A 15,567-nucleotide genomic window follows, 5' to 3' on the forward strand; every position below is an offset into this window, starting at 1 on the left:
GTGTACCGATGACCGGAGGACCCGACCCCCGGGCGCACCGGCCCCGGCCGGGGGTGCACGTCGCACACGAACGCGACGTGCACCCCCGGCCACGTAATACCGTTCGATCGACACCCCGAAGACCGCCTGATCCACACAGCCCGGGGCACATCGCGGTCGACATCGAATCCGGGGCCGCTCAGCCCGCCGTCACGGCGCTCGGCGGCCCCGGCATCGCCGACACCCGACCGCGGTCAGGGCCTCCACTGCTGGTTGGCCTGGCCCGTGCAGGACCACAGGATCAGTTGGGTGCCGTTGGCGGTGCCGAAGCCGGAGGCGTCCAGGCACAGGTTGGACAGCGCGTTGGTGATCGTGCCGTCGGCGTTGACGTTCCACTGCTGGTTGGCACCGCCGTGGCAGTCCCAGATCGCCACCTGTGTGCCGTTGGCGGAACCCCAACCGGAAGCCTCCAGGCACTTCGTGCCGTAAACCACCAGTCGCCGGTCCGAGGTGTAGGTCCAGCTCTGGTTGGTTCCGCCGTGGCAGTCCCACAGCTGGACCTGCGTGCCGTTGGTGGTGGTCGCTCCCGGAACGTCCGTGCAACGGCCCGAGGGCACGCCGACGATCTGCCTGCCCACGGGATCACCGATGCTGCCGGGCACGGCGCGCAGCGCGTTGTACCAGGTCGCGGCCATCTTGTCGTAGCCGGTGGCGGTCGGGTGGACCCCGTCGATCAGGTCGGCGGTGGTGAGTGCGGCGTGCATGTCGACCAGGCGCACGCGCTTGCCCGCGTTGGCCTTGCTCTGCACCATTCCGGGGATCGTGGCGTTGTACGCGCGCACGGCGGACTCCCGCGACTCGCCGCCCAACGGGATGATCGTCGCGACGAACACGTCGGCGTTGGGCACGGTCGCGGTGATGCGGTCGACCAGGGCCGACAGGCGAGCGGGCGCGTTGGCCAGGTCGAAGTCCTGGATCACGTCGTTGGTGCCGATGTGCAGCAGCACGGTACGCGGGTTGGTGTTGCGCAGCCAGGTGACGACGTTCGCGTCGATCTGGTCGATGCGCCAGCCCGGGTGGCCCTCGTGGTCGTGGTCGCCCAACGACGCCGGGCCGTTGAACTCCGCGCCGACGAAGTCCACCCGGTAGTTCCCGCCCCCGAACCGCTGCCACAGCCCGATGCGGTAACCGCCCGGCACCTGCGTCCCCTCGGTGATCGAGTCGCCCAGCGGCATGACCCGTGTTCCACCGTTGGATTCCGCGACCGCCGGTGCGGCGGGCAGCAGCGTGGCGGCGATCAAAGCGGCGGCGCAGGCGATGAGCCGCCGCGATCTTGCCTGCATCATGTTCTCCTTGGCCTGCGTAATAGTGCTGTGTCAGCGCCACATTGGATGGTGGGGCGCAACGTCATGTCAAGCAATCAATCCACTTGAGACGGTCGCGGCCGACAAGTGGCTTGTCACGCCGCCCGGGTCACGCACGATCCGAGCGATGCGACCCTGACAACCGCAATGTTTGCGTTAACACTCAGCGTCGCGTCCTGACGCTCGTATTTGAGACGCTTCAGCGGTGCTAATACTTTTAGCAGCCTTGTGGGCGCGCTTCCACGCTGTTAGCGTTCACATCCCCTGACCCGAGTCAGGAAGCCGAAGTGGCGGTCGACCGCGCGAGATCGAAGGCCCACGGCTCGTGTCCTGTTCGAGCGGACAGGCGCATGACGTCAACGGTGACGGGAGACCCATGTCAGCCACGTGCGCAACGGAATTCTTAGCCGGCTCAGCGGTTGAGCGCGCCCGTCGTGCCGCGCGGCGTGACGGAGGACCGTCCCTCGCCTGCGACGGGGATGTGTCGCGCTGACCGGGCTCGCCCGCACACGGGTGCCCGGCAGACGGCACGCATCGCGCCGTGGAGTCATCCCGGACCACCACAACCAGCGGTTCCAACTCGGGTGCGTCCAGCGCCGAGCCCACTCGGGCCGATGAAAGAGAAAATGGTGAACATGGGCAGTCGAACAACGGTGATCGGCACGGCCACCGCCCTGCTGGCCGGTTTCCTGGTCGCGGCCGGCGCGCCGGCCGCGCAGGCGGCCACTGTGGACACGAGCGCGTGGTACGTGGTGGTCAACCGCAACAGCGGCAAGGCGTTGGACGTGGCGGGCGCGAGCAGCGCCGACGGCGCCGCGGTCACGCAGTGGGCCAGACACGACGGCGTCAACCAGCAGTTCCAGTTCGTGGACTCGGGCGACGGTTACTACCGGATCAAGGCGCGGCACTCGGGCAAGGTGTTGGACGTGTCCGGGTGGTCGACGGCCGACAACGCCGCCATCACCCAGTGGAGCGACCACGGTGGCGTGAACCAGCAGTTCCGGTTGGCCGACTCCCCTGACGGCTACGTGCGGTTGATCAACCGCAACAGCGGCAAGGCCGTCGAGGTGCCGGGCTTCTCCGGCGCGGACGGGACCGGCGTCGTCCAGTACTCCGACAACGGCGGCCCGAACCAGCAGTGGCAGCTCGCCCGCGTCGGCGGCTCGACAGGTCCCCTGCCGTCGACGTTCCGGTGGTCCTCCAGCGGTCCGCTGGCCGGCCCGAAGCCCGACGCGCAGCACCCCGACGCGGCGGCGGTCAAGGACTTCTCCGTCATCCGCTACAACAACCAGTGGCAGGTCTACGCCACCACGGCCAGCCCGGCCGGATGGGGTCTGGTGCACTACGCCTTCGACGACTGGTCGCAGGCCGCGTCCGCGCCGCACACCTACCTGGACACCACGGCGGTCGGGACCCAGTACGCCGCCGCGCCGCAGGTGCTCTACTTCGCGCCGCAGAACCTGTGGTACCTGGTCTACCAGACCCCCGTGCCGAGCTACTCGACCAGCACCAACCCGGCCGACCCGCGGTCGTGGTCGGCGCGGCGCAACTTCATGTCCGAGATGCCGGACATCGTCCAGCAGAACAAGGGCGACGGCACCTGGATCGACTACTGGGTCATCTGCGACAGCGCCAACTGCCACCTGTTCTTCAGCGACGACAACGGCCACATCTACCGCGCCCAGACCTCGGTGGGCAACTTCCCCAACGGGTTCGGCAACACCCAGATGGCGATGTCCGACGACAAGAACGACCTGTTCGAGGCGACCAACGTCTACAAGCTCGCAGGCAGCGACCAGTACCTGCTGATCCAGGAGGCGATCGGCTCCGACTGGCGGCGCTACTTCCGGTCCTTCACCGCCACCAGCCTCACCGGCAACTGGACCCCGCTCGCCGACGCCCAGAACGAACCGTTCGCCGGCCGCGCCAACGTCACCTTCCCCGACGGCACCTGGAGCCACGACATCAGCCACGGCGAGATGATCCGCGCGAACAACGACCAGACGCTGACCATCAACCCCTGCCGACTGCAATTCGTCTACCAGGGCATCGACCCCAACGCCGGCGGGGACTACGTCCGGCTGCCCTACCGGATGGGCCTGCTCACGCAGACCAACTCCCCCTGCTGACACCGGTATCCGGTTCAAGCCCACCGAGACGCCCCTTGCCCGCTGGGCAAGGGGCGTCTCGGTCTGCGCGCGCCCGAGGTCGCACGGCCGACAGCGAGATCCGAAAAAATCTTGGACCGGCGGAAACCTTTTCGGGAGCAGCGGCAACTTGTGGGCAGATCCGAAGACGATCGAACGCTGGGTTGCCCGGTCCTGACTGCTGCGAGTCGCGCAGCGTGCTCGGGAGGCGTGGCGCCGCCCTGAGCCGTGTGAGGCACGGCAGAGTCAAGGAGTGCTGCTATGAGTGAGACCGAGTCCACCGGCGGCCGGCGCGTGCGCCGGAGCGGCGGCGCAGTGCCGCGCAGACGCAGGCGCCACCGCGGGCTCTGGACGGCGATCGCCCTGGCAGTGGGCGTGGCGGCGTTTCTCAGTCCCTATCTGCTGTTCATGCAGGACGACCCGGAGGCGGTGACGGTGGACGCCTCCGCCTACTACCAGTTCGTCTCCGTGCACAACGGCAACGCGCTGGACGTGGCCGGGGCGGACAACGCGGACGGCGTCCGGATCCAGCAGGAGAAGCGCGCCGCCAGTGCCGCGAGCCAGCAGTGGCGGTTGAAGCCCGTGGACGGCGGCTACTACCAGCTGGTCAACCACAACAGCGGGAAGGTCCTGGGAGTACCGAGTGCCTCCACGGCGACGGCCAACGTCGAACAGCAGTCGGACACCGGCGCCGACACCCAGCAGTGGAAGCTCACCGATGTCGGCGACGGGGCGGTGAAGATCGTCTCGCGCAGCAGCGGCCTGGTCCTGGGCGCGAACGACGGCTCCGGCTCCGACGGCCAGGCGGTCGTCCAATCCACCGACCGGGGCGGCGCCGACCAGCAGTGGAAGCTGGCAAGGGCGGACACCGTCGCCACGCCTTCGGCCCCCGCGGTGGCCGCCGCCGCGCCGAAGCCCTCCCACAGCACGTCCGCCGCACCGTCCACGCCGTCCAAGCCGGCGACCGGTTCCGGCGGTTACGCCTGGCGCAACGTCCAGATCGCGGGTGGTGGCTTCGTCACCGGCTTCGTCTTCAACCCCAACCGCAAGGGCTTGCTGTACGCGCGTACCGACATGGGCGGCGCGTACCGCTGGGACGGCAAGGCCGGCCAGTGGGTCCCGCTGACCGACTGGGTCGCGGACTGGAACATGCTGGGCATCGAGAGCGTGGCGACCGACCCGGTCGACCCCGAGCGCCTGTACCTCGCGACCGGCACCTACACCAACGACTGGGCGGGCAACGGCGCGATCCTGCGCTCCACCGACCAGGGCAGGACGTTCCAGCGCACCGACCTGCCGTTCAAACTGGGCGGCAACGAGGACGGCCGGTCCATGGGCGAGCGGCTCGCGATCGACCCCGCCGACCACCGCACCCTCTACCTGGGCACCCGCAAGAACGGGCTGTGGCGCAGCACCGACCACGGCGTGACGTGGAGCCAGGTCGCCGGTTTCCCCGTCAAGGACGGCGGCAGCAGCGGAGTCGGCCTGTCCTTCGTGACCTTCGGACCCGCCGGCAGCAAGACGATCTACGTGGGTGCCGCCGACAAGACCACCTCGCTGTACCGCTCCACCGACGGCGGCAGCACCTGGCAGGCCGTGCCCGGCCAGCCCACCGGGCAGTTGCCGCACCACGGCGTCCTGTCCGGTGACGGTTCGCTGTACGTGACGTACACCGACGCACCCGGCCCGAACGGGGTGAAGGCCGGTTCGGTGTGGAAGCACACGCCGTCCGGCGGAGCCTGGAAGGACATCTCGCCGATCCCCGGCACCGGCTTCGGCTACGCCGGGCTGGCGGTGGACCCGCAGCGCCCGTCCACGGTGATGGTCACCACCCTCGACCGCTGGTGGCCTTCGGACGAGCTGTACCGCTCCACCGACGGCGGCGCCACCTGGAAGGCCCTCGGGGACACGTCCGTCCGGGACGCCTCCGCGGCGCCGTACGTCGGCACCGAGATCGGCCACTGGATGGGAGCGCTGGCCATCGACCCCTTCGACTCCGGGCACGTCCTGTACGGCACCGGAGCAGGTCTGTGGGCCAGCAAGGACGTGACCGCGGCGGACAGCGGTGGCGACACGCACTGGACGGTCCCCGTCAAGGGACTGGAGGAGACCGCGGTCCTCGGCCTGGTCGCGCCGCCCGGCGGCGAGCTGATCAGCGCACTCGGCGACATCGGCGGATTCCGCCACGACGACCTGAACAAGGTGCCGGCCGCAGCCTCGTCCGGGCCACGCTTCAGCAACACCACCGGCATCGACTTCGCGCAGGCCAAGCCGAACATCGTGGTGCGCGTCGGCTACAGCGGCGAAGAGCGCGGTGCCCACTCCACCGACGGCGGCGCCACCTGGACGCCGTTCGCCGGGGCTCCGGTGAGCGCCGCGGGCGGCGGCACCGTGGCGATCTCGTCGGACGGCGGCACCGTGGTGTGGACCGCATCGGGGCAGGTGCCTTACGTCTCCACCGACCGGGGCAAGACCTGGACCGCGTCCTCCGGCCTGCCCACGGGCACAGCCGTGGTGGCCGACCGCTCCACGGCGGGCACCTTCTACGCGCTCAGCGGCGGCACCTTGTTCGCCAGCACCGACGGCGGCAGGAACTTCACCGCCCGCGCCGGTGGTCTCACCGGGGGACGCCTCAAGGCGGCTCCTGGCAACGCCGGCGACCTGTGGATCGCGGACGGCAGCGGGCTCTCGCGCTCCACCGACGGCGGAGTGAGCTTCAAGAAGCTGGGCAGCGTGCGGGGAGCCTCCGCCGTCGGCTTCGGCAAGGCCGCCCCCGGTGCCGGCTACCACGCCCTCTACCTCATCGGCACGGTGAACGGCGTCACCGGGATCTTCCGCTCCACCGACGGCGGCGCCGCCTGGGTGAGGATCAACGACGACCGGAACCAGTTCGGCGGAGCCGTCGGCGGTGTCATCACCGGAGACCCCGAGGTGTACGGCCGGGTCTACGTGGGCACCAACGGCCGCGGCGTGCTGTACGGAGACCCGTCCTGACCACCGGGCGCGTCGTGTTCGTCGGGCCGGCGCTTGCGCCGGCCCGACCGGCGGTCACGGTAGGGCCTGCGGTCACGGCGGGGCCGGCGGGGCGCCCGGCATTCGGAGGTGGCCATCGGCCACTGGTACGTTGCCGCCTCGGAGGGGCGCATGGGTAGGGAGAGGGCAGCCGAGAGACATGCTCCCTGATGACACGTCGGCGGAGTTCCACGCCTTCTTCCAACGGCACTACGCCGAGCTGTCACGTCTCTCCTATCTGCTGACCGGTGAGGCGGATGCCGCCGACGACCTGGCCGCGGACGCCCTGGTCGCCCTGTGGCAGCGCTGGGACCGGCTGCGCCAGGCCGAGCACCCGCTGGCGTACGCCCGTGGCGTGGTCGCGAACCTGGCGCGGGAACGAATCCGCAGCGCGACGCGCGAGCGCCGCCGGGTCGCGCTGTTCTGGTCACATCGTCCGCAGCAGGTGCAGGGCCCGGATGTGGCCGCCGTGGTGGACGTGCGGGCGGCCTTGGACCGGCTGCCGTTCCGCAAGCGGGCCTGCGTCGTCCTCCGCCACGCCTTCGACCTGTCGGAGAAGGACACCGCGCTGGCACTGGGAATATCGGTCGGCGCGGTGAAGAGCCAGACCTCGAAGGGGCTGGCCGAGTTGGAACGCATGCTCGGCGTGCAAGCGGCCGGGGACGTGGTGGCGGGGAGGAGGAGTCGTTGAACGAGGAGATCAGCAGGCAACTGCGGGAGGCCGCCGAGGCGCACCAGCCCGACCGCGGCCGGATGCTGGCACGCGTGGAACGCGGCATGGCCGGCGCCACCGTCCGCCCCCGGGCGCCCGGCATCGCACGGTCCTGGCCGAAGGTGGCGCTCGCCGGCGTCGCCGCGGCCGGGATCCTGGCGACCGCCGGCCTCGCCGTCGCCGGCATCGTCCAGACCGCGCCGGCGCACCCGGACAGCGCGACCAGTGCCACCGTCACGTCCCCGAGCGGAACTCCCAGCTCCACGCACTCCGCTCGCACCACCGACAGCCCGGCTCCGCCGCCCGCACAGGGTCAGTCGGACCGGACGACCGACGGCCGGTCGACGGCAGGCGATCCGAAGTCGGCTTCGCCCTCCGACGACCAGCTCTCGGACGGGCCGCTGTCGTCGGAGGGCTCGATCGATCCGAACAGCCACGTCTACTGGACCCAGAGCCGACTCACCCTCACCACCACCCAGCCGCTCGCCGCGCTCACCGTGGAACTGCGCATCGCGCAGACCGGCGGCGTGCAGACCACCGGCCAGTGGCAGACCGGACCAGGCGACGACTTCACCATCACCGTGCAGGAGATCGACGGCACACTGGTCCACCGCTGGGACCTCAAGCCCGGCCGCACCGTGCCGGCCGGACAGCACGCCTTCGCCGCCCAGTACAACCACCCCAACGGCACGCGCGACGCCCACGCCGACAGCTACGGCGCGCAAGCCACGGCCCCCGACGGCCCCCACGCGGTTTGGGGCGACTTCACCCCCGCGGGATGAGGACACACCCCGGCATGTTCCGAAGCGGGCCTTGCCCCGAAGGCCGGACGGGGTCATGCGGCGTGCTGCGTGTTCACTGCCGGGTGCCTTGCAGGGGTCAAGACTCGACTCCCGGACGGTTGTCACTCACGTCGGCCGGCACGGCATGATGACCAGCCGTGCGACAGGTCATCGACGCGGCTGGAAGTAGCGCTTCGTGATGTGGTTGCCGACGGCCGTGCCGAGTGCGGTGCCGTCGACGTCCGCGGAGCGGAAGTGGATGCCGGCCCAGATGCGTGCTCCGACGACTTCGGCGGTCGCCTGCGAGAAGCTGTCGAAGTGTCGCGTGGTGCCGCTGTCGACGCTGAACGCGCTGAAGGAGACACTGTCCCGGCCGAAGAAGTGCGCGTACGCCGTCATCTGCGCGGCGGTGCGGCAGGTGTGGCCGGAGGGGTAGTCGGGATTCGGCGGGGTGACCACCAGTGGAGTCCATTCGGGGTCGGCCGTGGTGGCGGGGTTTCCGTCGGTGTCGGCGGACCGGATGGCGGTGACCGGCCGCCAGAAGTGCCAGAACTCCTTGTCGTTCGCGCAGGCGATCGCGCCGTCTGTGCCGGTGAAGTCCGCCAGTGCGTAGAAGCGCGCGGTCTCCAGCACGCTGAGTCTCTGGGTGACGGCGAGGTCGCGCTTCATCCCCCAGCTGACGGAACGCCGGTCGTGCCACCAGAGCGCCGCATCGGTCTGGTCCGCGGTGCGGACGGTGCTCGTCGCCGAGCCCAGGCGCTTGACCTCGTCGAAATCGCGGGTGTACGCGTGGCTCGTGACCGCCGGCGGCCCGGGGGTGCGGAACATCGTCGCGTCCCGGATGGCGAACGGCTTCAGGAAACCAACCCAGGCACCCGTGTTCTCGAAGCCCGGCGGAGTGGGGCGATACTGACCCGGCTCGGTGCCGACGGTCCAGGGCCGGGGGTCGAAGGCGCCGTCGTTCTGCCGTGCCGTGATCATCGCGGCGGCTGCCTGGGCGCCGACCCGGACGCCGCCGCGCTTCGCCGGTCCGTCCGGGATGCCGGCGAGCCACTCGTGGTACTGCGTGCGCAGTCTTTCCTGCTGTGCCGGGAAAATGGCGTCCAGCACCCGGTAGGCGGCCGTGCCGACGGCGGCGTCCGTCGACTCGCGTCCGTTGGCTCGCGGTGCGACGAGGTAGGGCTCGTACGGCGTGCCGGCGATCGCGTTCACCGCGTCGTAGACCGCGCCGCTGACCATCGCGAAACCGCGTCCGGCGACCTGCGGCGGCGCCTGCTGCGCGATGTCCCAGATGGCGGTCTGCGCGTTGATGTCCCACACGACGACCGCGTTCGGTGACGCGTTCGCATCGGCGACGGCCGGCGGCGCGAGTGTGAGCGGCACTGTCAGTGCGAGAGCCGCGAAAACCGCCGTGCGGCGCGTCATGACCATCGTCAACCCCAGGCATATCCATACCGCATCGACACCACTACGCAACGTATCCCCCGGCGTCCGGCAGGCGCAATACCACGCCGCCCTCCGGCAGCGCCCCCGCTGACCACGCCGCCAGAGCCGGTCATGCCGGTCCGGGTCCGCAGGTCAGAGCCTGTGTGCCGACTTCCGGCACCCCACACCGTATTTCTTGCCCTTCTTCTTGACCGCATCGAACACGAGGTCGGGCCCTGTGCTTGCCGAAAATGCCGTCCGTGCAGGTCAGGCGGCGTGGTGGTACTCGTGGAGGATGCCGCCCAGTCGTTGTCGTCGGCGGATGTCGACCCGGGTGACGGCTGCTTGATCGGTGGTCGGTTGTGGCAACGCGTGTAGTGGTCGTGCGTTGGCGATGCCTTGGTGGGGTCGGTGGGTGTTGTAGAACTAATGCGCGGTGGCGCCGAGGATGCGGATCCTGCGGCTGGTGTGCTCGATGACGGCGAGCACGTGCAGGCGGGCACCGCTCAGGGTGGAGGTCTCGAAGAAGTCGCAGGCGAGCAGGGCGTCGGCTTGCGAGCGGAGGAAGGTCGACCGGATGGTAGCGGCGCGCTCGGCTGCCGGGTCGATCCCGGCGTCCTTGAGGATCTGTCAGACGGTGGAGGCGGCGACCTTGATTCCGAGTACGAGTAGTTCGCCGTGGATGCGGCGGTAGCCCCAGTGAGGGTTCTCCTGTGCCGGCGCAGCACTGTTCCAGGGCGTACCAGCAGTTGAAACCGACGGAGCGTCTGCGTCGGGAGTCGGTGCAGCAGTGCCGCGAGGAACGCCCGGTTGCCGGGGGAGAACCGCGGACGGGTGGCGAATCAGTCCTTAAAGGACCACACGCTCCGGTCCGCTACCAAGGCTCTTTGCCCACCGCGCTTCCGCTCTGTCCCGTGTGGAGTGCTCATGGGCCTATCGCATCCCCGACCCTCGCACCACCGCGCAGGAGTCCACCATGCCCTTGCCCGAACAAGTCGGCGACAACACCTGGAGAGTCCGTTACCGCCGCGACTACGGCTCCATCGGATCCATCACTGGCTTCTCCAGCGAGACCGCCGCCGACGACTGCATCGTCACAATGCAGGTCGACCAACGTCGAGGCTCCTGGACCGACCCACTCGCAGGCCGCACCACCGTCCCTGAGGGTGGACTCCTTCCGGTCGTGCATCAGCTAGAGCGCGCACCAGGCCACGCCGAGCTCGCTGAGCTCGGCGTGGCCGAGGATCCAGGTGGTGGTGCGTGTGCTCTACGACCGCCATGACAACGACGTCCGGTGGGTCGCCGATTACGTAGGCACGACCGAGGTCAGGATCAGGGGGAACCGGAGTCTCGCATCGTGCTCCTGGCCAGACTGACCAAGCGGCGAGTCCGAGCCGTGGCCCGAGCACGTGGCGCTCCGGAGCGCCTGATTCACAGGACCCCACCGCCGCATCCGTGCGCCAGCGGAAATGACGTGCGGCCGGGCCGAGCCCTTTGATCAACTCACCTGCCCCTGTCGACGCGCCACCAGTCCTTCACGTCAGTCGCTTCCCCGGACCAGAATTCCAGGAGGTCTCCCGGCGCGAGTCCGAGGGCTCGTTCGATCTCGCTGGGAGTGAGGCTGCGCAAGGAGTCGGACAGCGACCGGGTGAGGTCGAGCCAGTAGCCACGCAGCGTGGATTCGCTCACGAACAGTTGCTTGGCAATCTGGGCGTAGGTCAGTCCGCGGGCACGGCCGTGGAGGAGCTGGCGCTGGCGCTCGCTGAGCAGGGTGATGCAGTCGCGCCGGACGAGAACCTCGAGTATCCCGACGACCGACTGCGGCACGACGGTGCCACCGGAGGCGACCTCGATGATGAGTTGCTCGGCCCGGCCGACCGGCAGCGCCTTGGAGACGACCCCGCTCGCACCCACCGCGATGCACGCCGCAAGGACGAAGCGGCGCTCCTCCTGGCTGTAGACGCAGACACGGTAGCCGCAGCCCGTCAGCGCGCGTATCGCGGCGATGCCCTGCCGGACGTCGGGCTGCTGTTCGAGGTTCGCCAAGTGCAGGTCGAGCAGGACTACATCGACCACGGGGCGACGGCGCACCAACTCCTCGACGGTCGCGACCGCAGCGACGACGCCGAGACGAGGCATGAGCAGGCCGAACGACTCGCGGATCAGCGACGCGTCATCGACGACCGCCACCGGGGTCCTCATGCTGCGCCCGTGGAGGCGTCCCGGTCCGCACGAACGGCTGACGGCTCAGGGCCGGACGAGATCGTCACTGTCGTCCCCTCGTCCACTGCGGACTCGATCTCGACGTCGAGCCCTCGCAGCCGCAGTTCGCCCACGACGACCTCGCGCAGGCCGACCCCGGCGGTCACCGACGCCGGGTCGAACCCGACGCCGTCGTCGCGCACGGTCAGCATCCAGCTCCCGTCCGTGCCCTGGTCGAGGTGGACCACGACGGCATCTGCCCGTGCGTGCACGCGTACGTTGAGCAGCAGGCTCTCGAGCGCGCGCTCGAGAGCCTCGGCCTGCGCGGCGGGAAGTTCCAGGTCGGCGCCGAGGTCGAGTAATGCGTCGACGTTCAAGTCGGCGAACCGGTCGCACACCCGCTTGATCATCGCAGCGAGCACCACGGAGGGTGTGGAACCGGCCGCTGCGTAGGCGGCAGCCACATCCCCGTCCGGCGCTCGGCCGCGCAAGTAGGAGCGCATGCGCCGCAGTTCCACCTCGGCCTGGTCGATGAGCAGGGAACGTGAGGCATCGGTCCCCGGCTCGGTGAGCAGGCGCATCACGGCGACCCCGTTGTGCATCATCACCTGGGCACGTCGTTCCTCCTCGCGTCGTGCCAACTCTGCGGCGCGGGCACGCGAGGCGTCAGCGTCGTGCGCGATGCGGCGCGTGTATCCGAAGAACATGCGCGCGACCAGCCCGTACACCACGAAGGTGAGAACGTTGCCGACGGCGGTCGACGTCATGTCCCCCTCGACCTCGCCGCTGAGGTACACCAGGTAGCAGACGACGATGCCGAGGACGCCGCCCGCCCAGAGGGCGCGGCTGCGGACACCACTGGCCGTGAGGATGACCGACAGCACGTAGCCCGGCTGGAAGGCGACCCAGGTGCCGATGCGTTCCCCCGACGCCAGCACCAGAGGCCCCAGGACGAGCAACACGCAGGCCAGCGCGAAGTCCACCGCGGAACCCGCGGCGCCGAGCGGGCGACGGCGCACGAGCGCCACCGCGCTGACCGCGACGGCCGCGGTGGCTGCAGCAGCCCAGCACGCGAGGTAGGCGACTTCGTCCGGTGACGTCGCTACGCCGATGTGAACAGCCGGGCTCATTTGCGCGATCGTGCCCAGGCGGACCCCCGCGATGAAGTACGAGAACGCCCGCTCGACACCGGCCTCGGTCGTCGGCAGATCCGCAACCCGCCACAGCCCGTTCCGACCGCTCATCGTTCTCCTCGGGTGGCCGACGGCCGAGGCCGGCAAAAGTCCGCGGATTCGTTGGGTCACAGCGAACCCGCGAAACGCAACGATCAGCGTACTTCAGCAACGGAGCTGGATATCACCAGGTTTCCGAGAGGACGCAATCGATGCGACGAGTACCGACCCTGCTCGCCTCGCTGGCGGTCACCGCCGGCCTGACGGTGGTCGTGGTGGCTCCCACCCATGCAGCCCCCGCCCCGGACAACACCAAGAACAACGCAGCGAGTTTCGGTGTGCCGGTGCGGACCGTGCCGGCGTCGGCGGGCACGTTCCGGGTGACCGGGACGGGCCAGTCCGCACTGGCCCTGGATGACGCGACGATGCATGACCTGTCCACCTATGCCAAGGCGAGCGGACGGGAGTTGTCCGCCGTCGTCGAGGCGCACCAGGGCATCCACGAGTTCAGTGCGTACACCACCCGGCTGGAGGAGACCAGGCCGGACCTGTTCGTGCGGGCCGGCCTGGCTACCGCGGGCGGGGCGGCCGGCCACTGGATCCAGTTCACCGCTAAGCCGAGCGCCGATGTTGTCGCCGAGCTGGAGCGTCTGCCGGTGAACACCGAGGTGCAGTACGGTGCACCGGCCAGCTCGAAGGAGCTGGCCGACCTGGCCTACGCGCTCACCACGTCCTTGGCGGCGCGCTCCGACGTCATCCGGTCGGCGGGGACCAGCTACGACCACGAGCGACGCGTGCTGCGTCTTCAGTACGCGTCCGTCGGGGTGACCCAGCTGAGCACGCTCGCCCCGGCCTTCCAGGCGGCGCTGACCGCGGGCACCATCGGGGGACAGCTTCCCATCGACGTTGTGCTCGAGCGCAATGAGGCCCAGGTCGGGGTCACCGAGGCAACCGTCGAAGGCGGGAGGGGCCTCACCCTGGCCAACGGCAGCGCCCACTGCACCGCCGGATTCACCGCACGCCGCTCCGGAAACGCGGGTGTGCTGACCGCGCGGCACTGCAACAACGCACTCGAGTACAGCAACAACCCGGGGATCATCAGCACCAACCCGAGCCAGACCGCGAATGACGCGATCGATTTCCAGTTCCACCGGACCCTGACCGGGAATGGTCACTCGACGAACAAGCAGTTCCGGGCGACCAGCCGGTCGACAAGGGATGACCGGACGGTGTTGGCCGTCGCCAACGCACCGATGAACTCGGTCGTGTGCCATTGGGGCCAGACCAGCGGGTACAGCTGCTCCGAGGTCGCCGACACCGACACCTGCCACACGTTGAGCGGCCATCGATACTGCGGTCTGGATGTCACCGATGACGATGTCTCGTCCGGTGGTGACAGCGGCGGCCCGTGGTTCCTCGGGGCCACCGCCCGGGGCGGCCACTCCGGCGCCTCTGATGGCCTGGCAAGCTACTTCACCCGGATCGGTCGGGTGCGGAACGACCTCGATGCCACGGTATTGCAGAACTGATTAGGTACTCCGGACGGACGTCGCCGCCGAACTCGGTCCGCCCGATCGGCGACGTCCGGTCCGGACGGACCTAGCCGTACTTCAGCCCCACGGTGAAGAGCACGTCCTCGAAGTCGTCCGAGTAGTAGGTGACCACACCCGCCCCGTTGTGGTGCCCGACGGTCTCGAGCCCACCCACGGGCATGGGGCGCCACCAGTACACCAGTGAGCTGAGCTGGTACGCACTGTTCGCGTAGCACTCGGCGGCGAGCCGCCCGACCTCGTCCAGTGCCGCCAGCACGCCCGCGGTGTCCCGGTCCCGGATGACGTGGAAGATGAGCTGGTCGCGGGCGGGCATCGCGACCAGTGCGCCGTGCGGCGCGTCGGCCACCCCGGTCACGGCCTCGATCACCCACGGGATGACCAGCACCAGCGAGCCGACGTAGTCCGAACCCCGCAGGTAGTAGATGCCGTCTGCCTCGAGGTACCGGTCCGGCAGTTCCCCCGCCAGGTTCTCCAGGCCGGCGTCGTAGAGCCGGTCGAAGCCGTGCCGCCGCACGTCCTCATCCGTCATGATCACGATGGAGTCGGGCCGGTCGAAGGCGAGCACCCGGAGCAGGCCGGGGGTGATCTCGTCGGCGTAGGACGCCACCTCCGACGCCTCGCTGTCCGAGGTCGCCAGGTGCAGGTAGGTGCGCTGGAGCACGGCCTCGGTCGGCCCTTCGACGTCGGACCTGTCCGCCGTCCCGAGGGCGATGATCCGCCGGAAGTGCTCGTCGACCAGATCCGGCCACTGCCCGGCCGGAGCGCCGGCCAGCGCCGCCGAAAGCGACTCGAACCCGAGCACGAGCGACTCGGGATGGGTGACCTCGACATGGTCGTCGTGGACGACGACCCGCATGCCGATGAACGCTGGGCTGCGGCGAGCCAGGTGCCGCAACCGGTCCTGTTGCGCGGTGGTGAGTAAGTGCACCGCCGGGACGTTACAACGCGGGCGGCGACGCGTCAGGATTTGAGCGATACTCCCGCAGCAGCCCTCGGCTGGTGATCGTCTTCTGGATCTCGCTGGTGCCCTCGCCGATCAGCAGGAACGGGGCCTCGCGCATCAGGCGCTCGATCTCGTACTCCTGGGAGTAGCCGTAGCCGCCGTGGATGCGGAAGCTCTCCCCCGTCACCGCGACGCAGTACTCCGAGGCGAACAGCTTCGCCATGCCGGCCTCGACGTCGTTGCGTCGTCGCAGGTCTCGCTGAAGTGGACCTGGTA

11 protein-coding genes and 1 pseudogene are annotated in these 15,567 nt (G+C 69.6%); 6 read left to right on the forward strand and 6 right to left on the reverse strand.

Going from position 1 to position 15,567, the window contains the following annotated elements:
• Positions 1-233 precede the first annotated feature (233 nt).
• The gene (locus tag FM051_RS45240; RefSeq protein WP_238413136.1) at positions 234-1,325 is read right to left on the reverse strand and encodes an RICIN domain-containing protein; all 1,092 of its coding nucleotides are present in this window, start codon (positions 1,323-1,325) and stop codon (positions 234-236) included.
• Between the two features lie 653 nt (positions 1,326-1,978).
• Here FM051_RS45240 and FM051_RS45245 point away from each other — a divergent pair.
• The 4 genes from FM051_RS45245 to FM051_RS45260 all read left to right on the forward strand — a co-directional run bounded on the left by FM051_RS45245 (position 1,979) and on the right by FM051_RS45260 (position 7,996).
• A complete protein-coding gene (locus FM051_RS45245; RefSeq protein ID WP_158853326.1) occupies positions 1,979-3,472 on the forward strand; it encodes a non-reducing end alpha-L-arabinofuranosidase family hydrolase in 1,494 nt (497 codons plus the stop codon).
• 279 nt (positions 3,473-3,751) lie between these two features.
• Positions 3,752-6,484 (forward strand): RICIN domain-containing protein, encoded by a 2,733-nt coding sequence (locus FM051_RS45250; protein ID WP_158853328.1) that lies wholly within the window; start codon positions 3,752-3,754, stop codon positions 6,482-6,484.
• A 178-nt stretch (positions 6,485-6,662) separates the two neighbouring features.
• A complete protein-coding gene (locus FM051_RS45255) occupies positions 6,663-7,193 on the forward strand; it encodes a SigE family RNA polymerase sigma factor (RefSeq protein WP_158853330.1) in 531 nt (176 codons plus the stop codon).
• Complete coding sequence (locus FM051_RS45260; protein ID WP_158853332.1) at positions 7,190-7,996, forward strand: hypothetical protein; 807 nt, start codon at positions 7,190-7,192, stop codon at positions 7,994-7,996. Before FM051_RS45255 ends, FM051_RS45260 begins: the two co-directional genes overlap by 4 nt.
• Before the next feature lie 168 nt (positions 7,997-8,164).
• Here the strand turns inward: FM051_RS45260 and FM051_RS45265 are convergent, their stop codons facing one another.
• Complete coding sequence (locus tag FM051_RS45265) at positions 8,165-9,379, reverse strand: vanadium-dependent haloperoxidase (protein WP_202919394.1); 1,215 nt, start codon at positions 9,377-9,379, stop codon at positions 8,165-8,167.
• A gap of 453 nt (positions 9,380-9,832) precedes the next feature.
• Between FM051_RS45265 and FM051_RS45270 the strand changes: the two genes are divergently transcribed.
• Positions 9,833-10,093: a hypothetical protein gene (locus FM051_RS45270; protein ID WP_158853336.1), complete on the forward strand. Its 261-nt coding sequence runs from the start codon at positions 9,833-9,835 to the stop codon at positions 10,091-10,093.
• A gap of 831 nt (positions 10,094-10,924) precedes the next feature.
• Here FM051_RS45270 and FM051_RS45275 read toward each other — a convergent pair.
• Together FM051_RS45275 and FM051_RS45280 are read right to left on the reverse strand one after the other, a co-directional pair.
• Complete coding sequence (locus tag FM051_RS45275) at positions 10,925-11,611, reverse strand: LuxR C-terminal-related transcriptional regulator (protein ID WP_202919395.1); 687 nt, start codon at positions 11,609-11,611, stop codon at positions 10,925-10,927.
• Between the two features lie 8 nt (positions 11,612-11,619).
• Positions 11,620-12,867 (reverse strand): sensor histidine kinase, encoded by a 1,248-nt coding sequence (locus FM051_RS45280; protein WP_202919396.1) that lies wholly within the window; start codon positions 12,865-12,867, stop codon positions 11,620-11,622.
• 266 nt (positions 12,868-13,133) lie between these two features.
• On the opposite strand from FM051_RS45280, the gene FM051_RS45285 reads away from it, so the two are divergent.
• The gene (locus tag FM051_RS45285; protein WP_158853340.1) at positions 13,134-14,324 is read left to right on the forward strand and encodes a S1 family peptidase; all 1,191 of its coding nucleotides are present in this window, start codon (positions 13,134-13,136) and stop codon (positions 14,322-14,324) included.
• A 70-nt stretch (positions 14,325-14,394) separates the two neighbouring features.
• Here the strand turns inward: FM051_RS45285 and FM051_RS45290 are convergent, their stop codons facing one another.
• The gene (locus FM051_RS45290; protein WP_158853342.1) at positions 14,395-15,276 is read right to left on the reverse strand and encodes a DUF1444 domain-containing protein; all 882 of its coding nucleotides are present in this window, start codon (positions 15,274-15,276) and stop codon (positions 14,395-14,397) included.
• 10 nt (positions 15,277-15,286) lie between these two features.
• Positions 15,287-15,550 (reverse strand): annotated as a pseudogene (locus FM051_RS45295) (acyl-CoA dehydrogenase family protein); the annotation flags it as partial.
• Positions 15,551-15,567: the final 17 nt, after the last annotated feature.

It is taken from the genome of Saccharothrix deserti (genome assembly GCF_009769385.1).
GTDB classification, from domain to species: domain Bacteria; phylum Actinomycetota; class Actinomycetes; order Mycobacteriales; family Pseudonocardiaceae; genus Actinosynnema; species Actinosynnema deserti.

What these genes read in the sequence shown, in the direction of transcription:
- FM051_RS45240 (WP_238413136.1), bottom strand. Translation starts at nt 1,325, where the DNA reads ATGATGCAGGCAAGATCGCGGCGGCTCATCGCCTGCGCCGCCGCTTTG.
- FM051_RS45245 (WP_158853326.1), top strand. Translation starts at nt 1,979, where the DNA reads ATGGGCAGTCGAACAACGGTGATCGGCACGGCCACCGCCCTGCTGGCC.
- FM051_RS45250 (WP_158853328.1), top strand. Translation starts at nt 3,752, where the DNA reads ATGAGTGAGACCGAGTCCACCGGCGGCCGGCGCGTGCGCCGGAGCGGC.
- FM051_RS45255 (WP_158853330.1), top strand. Translation starts at nt 6,663, where the DNA reads ATGCTCCCTGATGACACGTCGGCGGAGTTCCACGCCTTCTTCCAACGG.
- FM051_RS45280 (WP_202919396.1), bottom strand. Translation starts at nt 12,867, where the DNA reads ATGAGCGGTCGGAACGGGCTGTGGCGGGTTGCGGATCTGCCGACGACC.